This is a genomic window from Bacillus sp. NMTD17 (assembly GCF_002998735.1).
Classification (GTDB): Bacteria; Bacillota; Bacilli; order Bacillales; family Bacillaceae; genus Bacillus.
Map to the genome: position 1 here is coordinate 903,369 of NZ_PVRH01000001.1, position 15,017 is coordinate 918,385.

Below are 15,017 nucleotides of genomic sequence, written 5' to 3' on the forward strand. Positions count from 1 at the left end.
AACCGCTGATATCAAGGGGTTTGTGACATCGTGTGCCATAAAAAAACATCTGGCCTCTGTAAAAGGTCAGATGTATCAAATTATAGATATTGCTGAATCAAATTCATATTTGTTGTACTGAGTTTATATTGGAAAACAGGACGTCCAATTGTCCCGTATGCCATTTCGACATCAACTACTTCGATGTCCTCAAGGAATTTCAAGTATTTTCTAATGGAGACTTGAGAGATTTCTGTATGATTTGCTAGGTCTTCGGTCGTGAAAGCTTGATGACCGAATGATTGAATACTTGTCCAGATGAGTTTGAGTGTGCTTTTGGTCAGGCCTTTTGGCAGAAGGACTTTTTCTGTCTCTGCTTTTTTATGAAAGAGCTTCGCATCTAAATCATTTTGCGAGATGCTGTTCATCGTTTGGTACAAGGCGTGTTTACGTTTATACTCTGAGAGCGCTGATTGGAAACGTTCAAACTCAAATGGCTTGATTAAATAATCAACGGCCCCGTTTCGCATCGTTTGCTGGATCACGTCGACTTCATTGGCAGCTGAAATGACAATGACATCAACAGAATGATTTTGTTTGCGTATTTCTGATAATAGGACCAGTCCATTTTGTCCAGGCATATAAATATCGAGCAGTACAAGGTGAATGGCTTCTGTTTTTAAGATGTCCAGTGCCTGCTGAAAAGAGGTGGCAATCCCTTTTAATTCAAAACCGTCGATTTGGGTCAGGTAGCGTTTGTTCAGCTCCCCAACCATTGGGTCGTCTTCTACTATTAACACATTAATCATGTGGATCCTCCTTTTGTTTATACGGAATGCGGAGACTAAAGGTCGTTCCTTCTCCTTTTTCACTCGTGACAATCAGGTGTCCGTTCAATTTTTTGATGCTTTGGTCAACAAAGTAGAGACCAAATCCTCTGTCTTCTCCTTTAGTTGAAAAGCCTTGATCAAACATGATGTCTTGTTCGTCTTTTGTGAGACCAACACCTGTGTCCGTAATCTCAATATGAAGCTGCTCCTGGACGTATCGGAATGAGATTGAGATGTTTTTCGTCTCAGTATGAGAAACAGCATCGAGTGCGTTATTTAACAGGTTGCCAATCACGGTAATGAGATCATGCGTCACTGCTGGGTCCTCTGAATTTGGGACTTGTGTGCTGCATATGACTTCTAAGGTCGCGCCTTGTTCCCTGATGTAGCTTTGTTTTCCTAGTAAAAATCCTGCTAAAACAGAGTTTTTCACATGGTTGATGATTTCATTTGTTTCCGTTTGCTGATATATCGCAATATCTTTGATATAGGTGCCAAGGTCATCGTAGTTTTTGAGCTGAACCAGTCCTAAAATAACATGAAGCTTGTTCATAAATTCATGTGACTGGGCACGGAGGGCATTTGCATACATTTTGACTCCGCTCAGCTGCTCAGCCAAGTGTTTGACTTCTGTTTTGTCACGGAAGGTGGCGATTGCCCCAACAATCTCGCCTTTTACCGTAATCGGGACCTCGTTAAAGACGAGCTCCAGTCCGTTCATTCTCACGTCGCGGTCAAGCAGTGGCTTGCGTGTTTCAATGACTTGCTTTAAGCCGCTTGAAGGGAGGAGCACCTGAACATCTTGTTCTCTAGGATCAACCATAATGCCCATATTATGAAAGAGCCGTTTGGCTTCAGCGTTGGCCAGCTTGATTTTACCGTGCTGATCGACCGCAAGAATCCCTTCTTTTGTTGATTCTAGCATGGCGCTTCGTTCTTTTAATAATGTAGCGATCTCATCTGGCTCTAGTCCAAACATAATTTTCTTCACTTTTCGTGCCACAATGAGTGCTCCGATGATACCAGAAAGAAGGCTGAGCGATATGACGAAGTAGAGCGGAAGTAAGCTTTGATGAATAATCAAGTCAATTTCCTTTAACGTAATCCCTACTGCCACAGCCCCGAGCTGCTTTCCATCTTGATCATAAACAGGAACAAAAGCACGCATGGATCTGCCAAGTGTTCCAGAAGCCGTACTAATATGTTCTTTACCCTGTAATGCTGGTTTTTCATCACCGCCAGCAAACCGCTTCCCGATCTTCTGCGGATTTGGATGGGTTTTTCGAATACCGTTCATATCCATCACGACAACGAATTCGGTTTTGGTGATTCGCTGAACACTTGTTGTATATTGACGAAGTACTGAATATGATCGATTTTCTTCTAATGATTTCGCTGTGATCGGAGCCTCTGCGACCATTTTGGCAGTGGAGAGGGCGATGTCACGTTCCTGTTGATGAATGTTCTTAGCTGTTTCCGACCAGATCGTAAAGAATGTGATACAAAGGGAGATCAGGACAACGATACAAACAAAAATCGTCAGCCGTGTTTGCAGTCTTAATGTTTTTTTCACGAGTATACCCCTAACGCACGATTTTTTCGTAATAGTAATACTTTAACGGGAAAATGTAAGTTTGTGAAGGAATGTACGTGCAAAATCACAAATTTGATTTTGCTGCCAGTTTACTTTGAAAGCATCTTGTCAATCCGTTTTAAGTGAGCCATAATAAATGTGAGCTTATGAGAAAGGATCTATTTATGAAAAATACATATTTGACTGGATATTTTCCGCTGATTTCGATTTTACTATTCAGCTCTGCTTTTTCGATTTTCACAGTAGGGATCACGACTGATTTCTTGACTCAAGCAGGTATTTTAAAAGGAATGCTGGAATTTTTCTCGGAACAGGGCATCAGGCTTGCTCTTTTTGCTGCTTTTGCACTTGTTTATTTTATGATTTTATCTGCCTTGAAACTGATTGCAGATACGGTGTTAGAGCTGGCACTACTCTTTTTCGCGAAAGATCCTGAAGGGGAGAACTTAAAGAAAATTCGGATTGCATCCGTTGTTTATTTATTTGCCAGCTTGCTTGCATTTCTGTTGACGCAGCAGCTGATTCTGCTTGTCGGACTGTTTGTTTTAGCAAGTCTTGTCTATTTTATCTGGGTTGTGGTTCGCATTTATCAATCGCTTTCCATGCTGAATTTAATTGGATTTATGATGTTTATTCTTCTGTTTTGGGCAACGTTTTTAATCGGCATTTTGTACTTATTTATTAAGCTTTATAACAGTGTTATGGCGAGTCTGCCTTCTTAAACAGACAAAGAAAGCATCCTCCACCATCGGAGGATGCTCAGCGTGTAGACAAACCCTCGCATTCGGTGTCAGGGCTGCGTTCCGGTGCTCACGAATGTTCAATTCGCTCCGCTCCGGTACTCGTCCTTCCTAGACTGCAAAGGTTTTCAGGTCACGCTGAAAAGAAGACAAAGGGCTAAAATAAAAATCATTTTAGCCCTTTGTCAACAATGTGAGCATCCTCCAACATCGGAGGATGCTTTTTTATGAAAGAAACCGTTTTTGAATATCGGGTGTAGGCATCATACAAGATGTTTTTTGACCGAACCATTTGTAGCGATTTTTCGCCATCCGCTCATAAAACCAATCACGGATAGGGCGGGGAATGGCAATGAGTAAATAACTCCATTTGTAGATCCCTTTTAAATGCCGCGTGGCTTTTAAGATGCCTGTCGACTTCGTATAAAGGGTGCCTTTTTCAATATAAATGAATGAATTGAACTCATCTAAAGGCAAACCGTTTTCTTTTAAAATGCGCTGCCCTGTATCTGATTGTAATGAAGCAAACATCATTCGCTCATCTGGATCACGCTTAATCACAAACTGAACAGCGCCGCTGCACACGTTGCAGACACCGTCAAATAAAATTAAATGGGGTGGATGTGTTGAATGCATTGCAATCAAACCTCCTGTTTATCTGGCGTATTGCATCGTATTTTTCCAAATACGTAAGTGCGGGCTGGAGCTGTAAATTGATTCAACCGTTCCTCTATCTCTTCCAACCCATACACCCATTGTATATTGATCTGTCAGTCCAACAAACCAAATGTCTTTGTAGTCATTGGATGTCCCTGTTTTACCACCAATGTAAGGGGAACTGAAATTCGCTTTTTTCCCTGTTCCGCTTTTTACAACGGAGGCAAGCAGTTTACGCATGGTGTCATTTGTCCGCTGAGAATACACTTGCTTCGGTGACTCTTTCCACTTGTAAAGGGTCTTACCGTTTAAGTCTGTTACCTTTGTGATCGAATGACTTTGCGTGTAAGCTCCTTGATTACCAAAGACGGTATACGCATCTGTTATTTCTAGCGGTGAGAAGCCCTTCGTAAATCCGCCAAGTGCAGAAGGAAGGCGATAATCATCCGCTACGATATGCTCGAATGAGAATTTCTCTAAATAGCTGAAGCCTTTTTTGACACCGACTGTATCCAGCATTCGGATCGCAGGGGTATTGTAAGAGTTCTTAAAGGCTGTTTCAAGTGTGACAGTTCCATACGTTTTATGATTATAGTTCTGCGGACAGTATCCGCTGCTGCAAAACTTGCCGGCACTGATTTTGCTTGAAGCTGTTGCACCGGTTTGGTCGATGTAAGGACCATAGTCTAAAAGCGGCTTAATTGCAGAACCAGGCTGTCTTTGCGCTTGATAGGCGTAGTTGAAATCAAACTTCTTATAGTTTTTTCCGCCAGCAAGTGCGACAACTTGATGCGTTTCATGATTAATGACCGCTGATCCGCCTTCTACACCTTGGTAAGGGAGTTGCGCATTGAGCTGATAGACGGCTCGTTGCTGTAAGGAAGGATCAAGTGCCGTATAAATTTTGACACCATCCTGAAGCAGGGCACTAACTTTTTCAGATAATTCTTTTTGAATGGCTTTTTTTGCTCCATCTGTTTTGGCTTTCTTCAATCGTTTTGTAAAGCCTTCCTGATCTGACACAAGATCGGTAAATTCCTCATTGGTATATGTCACATAGTCAGGATAAAGGTTTTTCTTTTCACTTAAGGACAGGCTGATTTTTTCTTTGACGGCTTTTTTGTATTGCTTTTTGGTGATGACGCCGTCTTTCTTTAAAATACCAAGCAGTCGTTCTTGGCGTTTCTTCGTGTGCTTGAATTGTTTCAATGGGTCATACAGTGTTGGGTTGTTTGGAATCGCAGAGATAAATGCCATCTGTGCAAGCGTTAAAGAACTAAGCGGCTTATCAAAATAGTAATTAGCCGCAGAACCGACACCGTAAACACCATTACTGAAATAAATCGTATTTAAATAGCTTTCGAGAATTTCATCTTTCGAGAATTTCCGCTCTAATTCATAGGAATAGAGAAGCTCTGTAAACTTTCGGGTGAACGAACGTTCATGGCTTAAATATAAGTTGCGGGATAACTGCTGTGTGATCGTACTCGCTCCTTGGCTGATGCCATGGTTTTTGACATTTGAGGCAAGGGCACGAACAACCCCCATAAAGTCAATGCCTTTATGGTCATAAAAGTTCCGGTCCTCTGAGCGGAGGAACAGCTCCTTCACAGAATCAGGAATTTTATCATACGTCACGAACACTCGGTTTTCATCGTTTGATACGATCTCAGAGATGAGAGAACCATCCCGATCATACATATAACTGTTTTGGGAAAAATCTATCTTTTCCAGCTTGATTTTTTGATCAAGCACTTCGTTAACAGGCTTGACACTTGCAGCTTCTTCCTTTGATAGATAAAAAGTCAGAACAAATAATGGAATGAGGGCAGCAAGTAATAACCAACCAATGATTGCACGAAACATGAGGTCACTCACTTTCTTCAATTTTCTAGCCATATCGTACCATTCTTTTGCGAATACGAGAAGGTTATTTTTAGAAAAGAATGGGCTTGAAGACTAGTGAATAAGGCTTCTACACATGAAAAAAGAGTACCTGATGCTGGATCAGACACTCCTTTCTTTTGTCTTCCCATGCGAGCGGACCGCCCATAAAAATAACGCGCCAAACAGAAAAATTCCGGCGGTGACATAAAAGACAGCTGGAATCCCGTAATGACTCGCCACAATGCCGCCAATCACCGGACCGACGACATTCCCAAGAAAGCGGAAGCTGACATTGTATCCAAGCACTTCCCCTTGCATAGAGGCAGGTGCTTTGATCCGAATATACGCTGTCGTACACGGAATAATCCCGCCAAGTGCCATCCCGTATAGAAAACGGAAAAGTACTAACATCACATAGGAATCCGCCATCGCTTGCGGGATGAATAAAATAGAGGAGAGGATGAGAAGGGCAAGCAGCACCTTGTCGTGACCAATTCGATCTCCGAGATCTCCCCATTTTCGTGTAAAGAGCAAATTGCCAAGTCCAGTTGCAGAGAACGCAAGACCCGCATAAAATGCGAGATTAACAGGACCGTGTAAATCATGAATGTATAAAGCCAAAAGTGGCTGAATGCTAAAGTTCCCTACTTGTGTAATAAACGTTAAAAGCATCGTGACCACAAGCAAAGGCTGTTTGAAAATATGAACGAGTACATCCTTCCGTGAGTAAGAAACGCGCTTTGCTTCTTTTGAACGGATGGGCTGTTCTTTCACTCCGAAAATAATCACAATAGCTGACACATAAATGACAGTCGCTGTGAGGAAAAACGTATAAATAAATCCGACGCTGTCTGCCATGAATCCGCCCATTAATGGACCAAACAACCCCCCGGCAACATTACTCATCTGCATCGTTCCAAGGGTTTTACCTGCAGTTGCCTTTTCCGTCTGTGCAGAGATCAGTGCCATTGAAGTCGAGATAAAGCCTGTGACAAGCCCCATGAAGAGCCGCAGTGCGAATAGCTGATAAACGGTTTGCACAAGCCCCATTAATAGAATACTTGTTGCAATCCCAATTCCGTTAATGAGCAAAATCTTTTTATAGCCATGACGGTCACCAATCCGTCCCCAAATCGGAGAAATCAGAAAGGCCGTTAAAAACGTGACCCCAAAGACATAGCCGCTCCACCTTTGGACAAATTCATTTGAATAGCTGCTATCAAGAGATTCTATGTAAAGTGATAAAAAAGGGACGATCATTGTAATGCTGGCAGATACAAAAAAGTTCACAAACCACATGATGTACAAGTTTTTCTTCCTGTTTGTGATAGAGACCACCTTCTTTATTTATTTCGTGTTCCTTAATAATTATAAAGGAAAATAAACGATCTTTCATCTGATGATAGGTTGGGCATAGTGAATCTGCATTATTTTCAAGAAAATGAAGTGATTTCAAGGTCCGTCTTAATATAATGATATCAGGATGAAAAACTGACGAGAAAGTGAGGTGAGACTGGTGGAACAGAAGGCGGTGCTTGTGGTCGATTTTGAATTTACGATGCCTGATGGAAAGTATCATCCACAAAATTTTTTTCCTGAAATTATTGAAGCTGGGGTAGTGAAAGCGGCAAGTGAAACGATTATAGACACGTTCTCTAGCTACGTCAAACCGAAAAAGTTTCCGAAGCTGACGAAACGCTGTAAATCGTTCCTCGGCATTACGCAGCAGGATGTAGAGAGCGGAATTTCCTTTGAGGCGTTTATCGAGAAGCTCGTGTCGCTTGATGAGGGAGAGGATTGTGAGATTATTACATGGGGCAATATGGACATGAAGGTGCTGAAGCAAAACTGTATGCTCAATCACATCGCCTTTCCTTTTAAGGGAAAGCTGAGGGACCTCGCCTTTGAGTATAAAACCTTTTTTGGTGATCGTACACTGACAGGGCTTCGCAAAGCGGCAAAGGAATACGGCAGTGAAGAAGCTGGTAAGCATCATAAAGCACTTGATGATGCCATGACGACTTATCAGCTGTTAACCCTTTTTGAAAAAGACAGAGCCTATGTGGAAAATCCGCAAACAACCAAAATTGGTGAGCTGATCGATTTCTCACACTTTTTTGATTCGGCTGATTAGCGGGCGTCTTCTGGAAAATAATCTTTTTCGAGAGAAGATAGGCATGCTCTTGATTTTTCAGCCCATTTGGAATCATCCGCATGGAGCGTTTGTTTTAATTTATCTACAGCTTCTTTTAGTGATACTTGATAATCTGGTATACCGCCATCATAAGGCTTCACCATATGATAAGGGATATTCGTCTGTTCACGATAGGCCAAAGCCCGTCTCTCTTGGAAAAAAGGCACGTCTGCTTCTTTTGGGTGATGCAGGTCGCCTTGAGTGGGATGTGTCAGAACGGCTTTTACTTGAACGAGATAGGTCGATGGTTTCACTGCTGTCACTTCCCCAACGTAAACACCTGTTTTGTAAAATCCTTTCACAACTTGTCCAATTTGAATGTCTGTCATGTGAAATTCCTCCATTTCCTTCTCGCAGGAAGGTATTTCATTTCTTTTAGCCAATATAGTGAAGTAAACGAGCAAAAGGGGGAATGGCGAATGCTGTCGTTCATCGCACTCTTTCTACTGTATTTTCCTGAAGATAAAAGGGAGTACATCCCAGCGGCAATCACCACGGTGATTTTCTTTATTGCTGCATTTATTTGCTTTCGTCTGATCGTTCGTGCGTCTAAGAAGCAGGAGCGGATAGATGAAAAAAGGACAAAAAAAATGGATTGATCATTTTCTTCTTGTATCTTCAGGAAACTTCACGGTGACGGTTGTACCAGACTGCAGCGAGCTTTTGAAACGAATGGTTCCATGGTGATTTTCAATGATAGAAAATGTCACTGTCAGCCCAAGTCCAGTCCCTTTATTTTTCAGGGTGTAATATGGTTCGCCAAGCTTTTTCATTTGGCTTTCTGTCATTCCTACACCGTTATCCACGAAATAAAGGCATATTTTATGATTTTCTTTTGAAGCAAAAAGTTCAATTTCCCCTTCGTGTTCTGGGGCTGCTTCAATCGCATTTTTGATTAAATTAATCATGACTTGCTTGATCTTCGTTTCATCCCCTTGAATGTATAAGTCTGGTTCAATGGATTGATGAATCGTGACCGATTTGAAATTCGCATAGGATGTCATCAGTGATGCACATTCCTCTAGTAATTTAGATAGATTGAGAGATTCAATTTGATAATAATTTTGTTTCGCAATGTCAAGATAACTCGTGATAATATCCTGCGCCCGGTCTAACTCTGACAGAACGAGATTTTTATAATCTTTATTGGTTGACGGCTCTTTTGTATTGTCACTAGAAAAGAGCAATTGGATAAAGCCTCTCACCACTGTCAGCGGATTGCGTACTTCATGGGCAACGCTTGCAGCGAGTTCACTTACAATGGTCAGCTTTTCTGACTGGACGAGCTGTGTTCTCATTTGCGCATTTTCTTTGACGAATTCAATGGAATAGATACTTAGCACAAGAAAGAATATGTAGTAAAGGGTTGAGAAAAATAACTCAAGTAACTTTTGCTGCATAATAAAGGCTGGGCTGTATTCCATTAAGCTGACCGCAAACAGTCCAATGTAAATAAAGAATCCTTTGGATAAACCGATAAGCACTCCATACATCAGCTTTTTCAGCTTCGAATATTGACGCCATTTCCGGTAGAACAGAAATGGGATGAAAAAGTAAATCGGAACAACAATGATTCCAACCCATAAGAAGGAGCCATACATCACGAATTTGACCATGGAACTTATCAAGATGGCGACGATCCCAGCAGTGTACCCTCCGTATAAAATGGCAAGTACAAGAGGGATGGATTGAAGCCCAGTCTGCAAATCTAAAATCGAACCAACTGGATATATAATACATAGTGCTGAAGAGATGGATGCGAATACTGTGATGAGCAGTTTATTCGTTTTTGGGAAATGAGCAGGGGTCCGGCTTAGCCATAGCGCATGATATAAAAAGATTGGAAATAGAATAAAAGATACATGGAGCAGAAAATCCTTGAACATTTCCATTTAAATGCTCTCCTCGTAAATAATTGTAATTCCTCTCATTATATCATCTCATGTACAAAGTAGATATGATAAAAGGAGGGTTTTTTTCTTTAAAAAGAACACCCGTTAGGATGTTCTTTCGATCGTATAGGGCTTATTCAGATGATCGCGTGAACGCTTGATGAAGGCGTTTCAATCCTTCTTTGACTGTTGAAGCAGGACAGCCGAGATTCATCCGAATAAAGCCGTCTCCTTCGTGTCCATACACGTGACCAAGCTCTAGGATCACTTTGCCCTTTTTCAGCAGATTCCGTTTCAATTCCGCTTGACTGAATTGATAATCCCGAATGTCCAGCCACAATAAATAAGAAGCATCTGGTTTCATATAACGCATATTTGGAAGGTGTTCGTCAATATAGTCCATCGCCATTTTCATATTGCTTTCGAGATAAAGAACAAGTGCATCGAGCCACTCATCCCCGTGGCGGTATGCTGCTTCCATCGCAGGAATCGCAAATGCATTCAGTTTGGCTAGTCCGTTTCTTTGCAATTCATTGGTGAAAAGGGTTCTTTTTTCTTCATCGGAAATGATAATGGCAGATGCTTGGAGGCCAGCTAAATTAAATGTTTTACTTGGTGCAATACACGTCACTGTGATATGTGCTATGTCGTCAGAAAGACTAGCAAATGGCACATGCGGCTTTCCGTATAGCATCAAATCAGAATGAATCTCATCTGAAACGACTGTGACACCATGCTTGACACATAAGTCTCCTACTCGCTTTAATTCTTCTTTTGTCCACGCTCTTCCGGACGGATTATGCGGATGACATAGGAACATGAGCTTCGCTTCTGGTCTGCTCAGTTTTTTCTCTAAATCATCAAAATCCATAAGATAGCGGTTGTTTTCTATTTTTAAAGGGTTGGTTGAGACTGTACGTCCATTTCGCTCAATCATTTGATAAAAAGGCGTATACACTGGTGACTGTATGACCACTTCGTCATTCGGTGCTGTAAAGGCTTGGACAGCAAAACTAAGTGCCGTGACGATCCCTGGTGTGAAGGTGACGGCTTCTGTCTGAATCGACCACCCGTGTCTTCTTTTGAGCCATTCGGCTACTGCCTGCTGCGTATCCTGGTCTTGAAAGGCATAGCCAAATACGCCATGATCCAATCGCTCTTTCAATGCATCAAGGACGACCTGCGGCGCTTTAAAATCCATATCTGCCACCCACATCGGCAGCGCATCTGTTGTCAGGAACAAAGACTCTGCTTGGTCCCATTTCACTGATTTTGAACCTTTACGTATGATCTGTTCGTCGAAATTCATGAAACCCACCTCTAGCCGTTTTTCAACCATTGTTGGTTGTGCTAAAATAAACATCACAAAATTTATTATAAGCGGTGATACCGATGAAAGATAGTCAAGCTGTAGAAGAGATGATTCAACTTATTAAGGCATGGGACCCTTTTCAATATGGAGAGGACTTTTATGAAACGGAGCCTGCTGACGTCATCAGTGCATTATACGACGCAGAAGACTCTTTATCTTTAGCAAAAGACATTCAAGCCATTTATCATCACTCATTTGAGCAGCTCCTGCCTTTCGAAAGCTGTCAACATATAGCGAATCAGCTTTTCGTCATACGAGACAGCAGCTCCTGCACACGCTAAGACAGGCTGAAATGTCCGATTTGATCAGACACAAAGACCGGATTTTCCTCAGGAACGAGGTGCCCGGTTTTTTTTAATGCATGCAAGGTCGAGTTTGGCAGATCCTTGTGCAGTCTTTCTCCTATTTGAATGGGAACGATCCGATCTTCCTCACCCCAAATGAGCAGCACTGGTGTCTCCATTTTCTTTAGGACATCCGAGGTCAAATCGCCTTCCCGGTGCCGAATCAAGCGGAAAATTCCTCGGAAAATTTGATCATCAGAAAAAGGCTTTAAATATCCGTCCACCATCTCTTGATCAATGATGGAATGATCATGTACAACAGCGGTTAAATTTTTCATTATGCCTTGCTTCAAGAGCTTTCTTTTAAGATAGAGATAAAAATAAGGAATATATGTGCTGTAAACAAGCGATCTCTTTGATTTATTTAAATACCCTGAGCTGCACAAAAGTACCGCCTTTTCAAATAGGTCTGGCCGTTCAGATGCAGCGTATAAAGCAATTTGGCCGCCCATCGAATGACCCACTAGGATCGCATGCTGAATCTGCAAGTAACCAGCTAGCTCAATAATGATCTTTCCCATGTTGCGATAGCTGTAAATAAACGTATTCGACTTCTCGGACTGTCCAAACGGCGGCAGATCGATTGCAATTAAATTGAAGTCTTGTTTCAGAAGCGGGATGAGCTTTCGATAGCTGAAGGTAGAAGAGAAGAGTCCGTGAATTAAGATCAATGTTTTCTTCCCCTTATTTGGATAGTGCTCATAATAGATATCTAAACCGAATTTACTTTTCATATAAGCTGGCTGAACAAAGTCCACACTCATCACTCCGATACTTGATACTCTCTCTGTTAGGTGACTGTATTGTACCCTAAAAAGTGGATTTTAAGCTATGGTTAGCATCTTTTCCCTGCTTAGCATAATGGGAAAAACGTGCTATAATGTTCAGAAGATTTTTTAAAACTAGCTTTTACAATCTGAGGTGTGAAATCAAATGAAACTAACAGAAAAAGAAACTGAAATATTAGAGATTTTAGATGAAAACAGCCGCGCCGATTTAAATACAATTGCAAAAATGGCAGGCGTGACAACAGAAGAAGCAGAAGCCATTATTCAAAAACTAGAAGATCAAAAAGTCATTATTGATTATTCAACCATGATTGACTGGCGTAAAGTGGATGGTCATGAAGGCGTCACAGCAATGATTGATGTAAAAGTGACACCAAAAAGAGGCGTCGGATTTGATGAAATTGCTGAACGTATTTATCGCTTTCAGGAAGTGGAGTCTGTCTATCTCATGTCAGGTGTTTATGATCTATCTGTTGTGATCCGCGGAAGATCTATGTCTGATATTGCCCGCTTCGTATCTGAAAAATTATCGACACTTGATTCCGTGGTTTCAACAACTACCCACTTTATTTTGAAGAGATATAAACATGATGGGAAAGTGTTTGAAACAGGAGACGATGACAAAAGAATCGTGGTGTCTCCTTAAATGAAAAAGTCTTATTTATCTGAAACGGTACAAAGCATTCAGCCGTCAGGTATTCGGAAATTCTTTGATTTGGCAGCCACAATGGAAGGGGTCATTTCCCTTGGTGTCGGCGAGCCAGATTTCGTGACAGCTTGGAATGTCAGAGAAGCAAGTATTATGTCATTAGAACAAGGGCTTACCTCTTATACGGCGAACGCAGGGTTGTTATCTTTGCGAAAAGAACTGAGTCACTATTTATATAAGCGGTTTCACATTGACTACAGTCCTGAAGAAGAACTTATTATCACAGTTGGCGGAAGCCAGGCACTTGATTTGGCCTTTCGTGCGATTTTAAACAGTGGGGATGAAGTGATCATTCCAGAGCCTTGTTTCGTAGCATATGGGGCCCTTACGACACTTGCAGGCGGAGTACCTGTTTATTTAAGTACCTCGGCTGAAAAAGATTTCAAAGCAGACTCGGCGGATCTACGCACGAAGCTGACGCCTAAGACAAAAGCGATCCTGCTTTGCTCACCATCAAATCCAACTGGCTCTGTCTATTCAAAGGAAGAGCTTGAAGATATTGCTCAATTTGCAAAAGAGCATGACCTTCTCATTATCACGGATGAGATTTACGCAGAGCTGACGTATGATGAAGCTTTTACAAGCGTAGCGGCAATTCAAGATATGAAGGAAAGAACGATCCTGATTTCAGGCTTTTCAAAAGGGTTTGCCATGACAGGCTGGCGCTTAGGATATGTGGCAGCACCACCTGTACTGCGCGATGCTATGCTGAAAATACACCAATATTCTATGATGTGTGCGCCCGCTATGGCACAATATGCAGCAGAAGAAGCTTTGAAAAATGGGCTTGAAGATGTAGAGAAAATGAAGAAAAGCTACAGAAGGCGCCGTAATTTGTTTGTCGGCTCTTTGAATGAACTGGGGCTGACATGCCACCAGCCAAACGGCGCATTTTACGCTTTCCCGTCCATTAAAACGACGGGCATGACGTCAGAACAATTTGCCGAGGAGCTGCTCCTGAGTGAAAAAGTAGCTGTTGTCCCTGGTAATGTCTTCGGGCCGAGTGGTGAAGGTCATATTCGCTGTTCATATGCTTCGTCTCTTGACCATCTTCAGGAATCACTTTCAAGAATCCAGCGCTTTTTGCAGGAACGACAAGTGAAAGAAGAAGCACCTGTCATCATAAAATAAAAAAAGGCATCAATCCATTAGGACTCATGCCTCTCAAATTAGGGGGGAATACTAGAAAGCATTCTTGTTTTCAGGTATTCCCCCTTTTGAACTGATCTAAACCCAATTAAAAAATATTTTGCGTAACTGACCGTTCTATGATATAGTTTTTAATTGCGTATAAACGAATATTAAAACATTTATTTAGGAGTTGTTATCATGGCGACAAAGTTTGAAGTAGGCAGTGTTTACACTGGTAAAGTAACAGGATTACAAGCGTATGGTGCGTTTGTTGCATTAGATGAAGAAACTCAAGGACTTGTGCATATTTCTGAAGTAACACATGGCTTTGTAAAAGACATCAACGAGCACCTTTCAATTGGTGACGAAGTACAAGTAAAAGTTCTTTCTGTTGATGAAAAAGCAGGTAAAATCAGCCTTTCTATCCGTGCTACACAAGATGCACCTGAAAGAAAAGAAAGCAAACCAAAGAAACAAAGACCACAGCAAGTGAAAGAAGAAGCTGCTGCACCACAAGGTTTCAATACACTTAAAGATAAACTTGAAGAGTGGATTGAGCAATCTAACCGTAAAGATCTTATCAAGAAATAAAAAAAGCACCGCTTCAAACGGTGCCTTAGGCTGCCTCGTATAGGCGGCCTTTTTTATGTCTTTTTGTTTAGCGAACCTCTGGATTCGGCTCGTCACGGCGAACAGCTTCTTCGCTTGGCTTGAACAATAGACCAAGGTTAACAAGACCTGCAATTCCAACAAGACCATAAATAATACGTGATAATGCAGAGCCTTGTCCGCCAAAGATCGCTGCTACTAAGTCAAATTGAAAAAAGCCGATTAGTCCCCAGTTAATAGCACCGATAATCGTGAGCACGAGGGCAATACGCTGAATAGCACTCATCGTGA

17 protein-coding genes are annotated in these 15,017 nt (G+C 41.7%); 7 read left to right on the top strand and 10 right to left on the bottom strand.

Annotation, left to right across the window (positions count from 1 at the left end; translation table 11 throughout):
* Positions 1-80 precede the first annotated feature (80 nt).
* Together C6347_RS04600 and malK are read right to left on the bottom strand one after the other, a co-directional pair.
* On the bottom strand, positions 81-788 hold the full coding sequence (locus C6347_RS04600) for a response regulator (protein ID WP_034659808.1): 708 nt from the start codon (positions 786-788) through the stop codon (positions 81-83).
* Positions 781-2,382, bottom strand: a complete 1,602-nt coding sequence (gene malK / locus C6347_RS04605; protein ID WP_106071462.1) for a malate sensor histidine kinase MalK — start codon at positions 2,380-2,382, stop codon at positions 781-783. The genes C6347_RS04600 and malK overlap by 8 nt, the downstream gene beginning before the upstream one ends.
* 185 nt (positions 2,383-2,567) lie before the next feature.
* Here malK and C6347_RS04610 point away from each other — a divergent pair, with 185 nt between their 5' ends.
* Positions 2,568-3,125, top strand: coding sequence for a YufK family protein (locus C6347_RS04610; RefSeq protein ID WP_034659805.1), 558 nt, complete (start codon positions 2,568-2,570; stop codon positions 3,123-3,125).
* Positions 3,126-3,368: 243 nt separating this feature from the next.
* Here C6347_RS04610 and C6347_RS04620 read toward each other — a convergent pair whose 3' ends face one another.
* From C6347_RS04620 to C6347_RS04630, 3 genes are all read right to left on the bottom strand, one after another.
* A complete protein-coding gene (locus tag C6347_RS04620) occupies positions 3,369-3,779 on the bottom strand; it encodes a thiol-disulfide oxidoreductase DCC family protein (RefSeq protein WP_034659802.1) in 411 nt (136 codons plus the stop codon).
* Between the two features lie 18 nt (positions 3,780-3,797).
* Positions 3,798-5,699, bottom strand: a complete 1,902-nt coding sequence (locus tag C6347_RS04625; protein WP_066030475.1) for a transglycosylase domain-containing protein — start codon at positions 5,697-5,699, stop codon at positions 3,798-3,800.
* 108 nt (positions 5,700-5,807) lie between these two features.
* Positions 5,808-6,986, bottom strand: a complete 1,179-nt coding sequence (locus tag C6347_RS04630) for an MFS transporter (protein ID WP_249117089.1) — start codon at positions 6,984-6,986, stop codon at positions 5,808-5,810.
* Between the two features lie 217 nt (positions 6,987-7,203).
* On the opposite strand from C6347_RS04630, the gene kapD reads away from it, so the two are divergent.
* The gene (kapD, locus tag C6347_RS04635) at positions 7,204-7,821 is read left to right on the top strand and encodes a 3'-5' exonuclease KapD (RefSeq protein WP_034659799.1); all 618 of its coding nucleotides are present in this window, start codon (positions 7,204-7,206) and stop codon (positions 7,819-7,821) included.
* Here kapD and kapB read toward each other — a convergent pair.
* Positions 7,818-8,210, bottom strand: coding sequence for a kinase-associated lipoprotein KapB (gene kapB, locus C6347_RS04640; protein ID WP_106071463.1), 393 nt, complete (start codon positions 8,208-8,210; stop codon positions 7,818-7,820). The two genes, kapD and kapB, sit on opposite strands and share 4 nt — an antisense overlap.
* A gap of 90 nt (positions 8,211-8,300) precedes the next feature.
* Between kapB and C6347_RS04645 the strand changes: the two genes are divergently transcribed.
* Positions 8,301-8,480 carry a hypothetical protein gene (locus C6347_RS04645; RefSeq protein ID WP_034659795.1) on the top strand — a complete coding sequence of 60 codons (180 nt, stop codon included), beginning with the start codon at positions 8,301-8,303 and terminating at the stop codon, positions 8,478-8,480.
* Here C6347_RS04645 and C6347_RS04650 read toward each other — a convergent pair whose 3' ends face one another.
* Both C6347_RS04650 and C6347_RS04655 read right to left on the bottom strand, forming a co-directional pair.
* A complete protein-coding gene (locus C6347_RS04650; RefSeq protein WP_034659793.1) occupies positions 8,481-9,773 on the bottom strand; it encodes an ATP-binding protein in 1,293 nt (430 codons plus the stop codon). It abuts the gene before it with no gap.
* Positions 9,774-9,906: 133 nt separating this feature from the next.
* Positions 9,907-11,082: a MalY/PatB family protein gene (locus C6347_RS04655; RefSeq protein ID WP_034659792.1), complete on the bottom strand. Its 1,176-nt coding sequence runs from the start codon at positions 11,080-11,082 to the stop codon at positions 9,907-9,909.
* Between the two features lie 83 nt (positions 11,083-11,165).
* Here C6347_RS04655 and C6347_RS04660 point away from each other — a divergent pair, with 83 nt between their 5' ends.
* Positions 11,166-11,426, top strand: coding sequence for a YugE family protein (locus tag C6347_RS04660; protein ID WP_003213422.1), 261 nt, complete (start codon positions 11,166-11,168; stop codon positions 11,424-11,426).
* Here the strand turns inward: C6347_RS04660 and C6347_RS04665 are convergent.
* Positions 11,423-12,247, bottom strand: a complete 825-nt coding sequence (locus C6347_RS04665; RefSeq protein ID WP_034659788.1) for an alpha/beta fold hydrolase — start codon at positions 12,245-12,247, stop codon at positions 11,423-11,425. The two genes, C6347_RS04660 and C6347_RS04665, sit on opposite strands and share 4 nt — an antisense overlap.
* A gap of 175 nt (positions 12,248-12,422) precedes the next feature.
* On the opposite strand from C6347_RS04665, the gene C6347_RS04670 reads away from it, so the two are divergent.
* The 3 genes from C6347_RS04670 (at position 12,423) to yugI (ending at position 14,708) form a co-directional block, all read left to right on the top strand.
* Complete coding sequence (locus C6347_RS04670) at positions 12,423-12,923, top strand: Lrp/AsnC family transcriptional regulator (RefSeq protein ID WP_003213765.1); 501 nt, start codon at positions 12,423-12,425, stop codon at positions 12,921-12,923.
* Complete coding sequence (locus C6347_RS04675; protein ID WP_034659785.1) at positions 12,924-14,117, top strand: aminotransferase; 1,194 nt, start codon at positions 12,924-12,926, stop codon at positions 14,115-14,117.
* A 198-nt stretch (positions 14,118-14,315) separates the two neighbouring features.
* Positions 14,316-14,708 (top strand): S1 domain-containing post-transcriptional regulator GSP13, encoded by a 393-nt coding sequence (gene yugI, locus C6347_RS04680; protein WP_034659784.1) that lies wholly within the window; start codon positions 14,316-14,318, stop codon positions 14,706-14,708.
* A 67-nt stretch (positions 14,709-14,775) separates the two neighbouring features.
* Here the strand turns inward: yugI and C6347_RS04685 are convergent, their stop codons facing one another.
* The gene (locus tag C6347_RS04685) at positions 14,776-15,012 is read right to left on the bottom strand and encodes a DUF378 domain-containing protein (protein WP_003212952.1); all 237 of its coding nucleotides are present in this window, start codon (positions 15,010-15,012) and stop codon (positions 14,776-14,778) included.
* Between the last annotated feature and the right edge of the window lie 5 nt (positions 15,013-15,017).

Bases quoted from the DNA above. Each gene is read 5' to 3' on its own strand.
- C6347_RS04600 (WP_034659808.1), bottom strand. From the start codon at position 788: ATGATTAATGTGTTAATAGTAGAAGACGACCCAATGGTTGGGGAGCTG.
- C6347_RS04610 (WP_034659805.1), top strand. From the start codon at position 2,568: ATGAAAAATACATATTTGACTGGATATTTTCCGCTGATTTCGATTTTA.
- C6347_RS04620 (WP_034659802.1), bottom strand. From the start codon at position 3,779: ATGCATTCAACACATCCACCCCATTTAATTTTATTTGACGGTGTCTGC.
- C6347_RS04625 (WP_066030475.1), bottom strand. From the start codon at position 5,699: ATGGCTAGAAAATTGAAGAAAGTGAGTGACCTCATGTTTCGTGCAATC.
- C6347_RS04630 (WP_249117089.1), bottom strand. From the start codon at position 6,986: ATGTGGTTTGTGAACTTTTTTGTATCTGCCAGCATTACAATGATCGTC.
- kapB (WP_106071463.1), bottom strand. From the start codon at position 8,210: ATGACAGACATTCAAATTGGACAAGTTGTGAAAGGATTTTACAAAACA.
- C6347_RS04645 (WP_034659795.1), top strand. From the start codon at position 8,301: ATGCTGTCGTTCATCGCACTCTTTCTACTGTATTTTCCTGAAGATAAA.
- C6347_RS04650 (WP_034659793.1), bottom strand. From the start codon at position 9,773: ATGGAAATGTTCAAGGATTTTCTGCTCCATGTATCTTTTATTCTATTT.
- C6347_RS04655 (WP_034659792.1), bottom strand. From the start codon at position 11,082: ATGAATTTCGACGAACAGATCATACGTAAAGGTTCAAAATCAGTGAAA.
- C6347_RS04660 (WP_003213422.1), top strand. From the start codon at position 11,166: ATGAAAGATAGTCAAGCTGTAGAAGAGATGATTCAACTTATTAAGGCA.
- C6347_RS04670 (WP_003213765.1), top strand. From the start codon at position 12,423: ATGAAACTAACAGAAAAAGAAACTGAAATATTAGAGATTTTAGATGAA.
- C6347_RS04675 (WP_034659785.1), top strand. From the start codon at position 12,924: ATGAAAAAGTCTTATTTATCTGAAACGGTACAAAGCATTCAGCCGTCA.
- yugI (WP_034659784.1), top strand. From the start codon at position 14,316: ATGGCGACAAAGTTTGAAGTAGGCAGTGTTTACACTGGTAAAGTAACA.
- C6347_RS04685 (WP_003212952.1), bottom strand. From the start codon at position 15,012: ATGAGTGCTATTCAGCGTATTGCCCTCGTGCTCACGATTATCGGTGCT.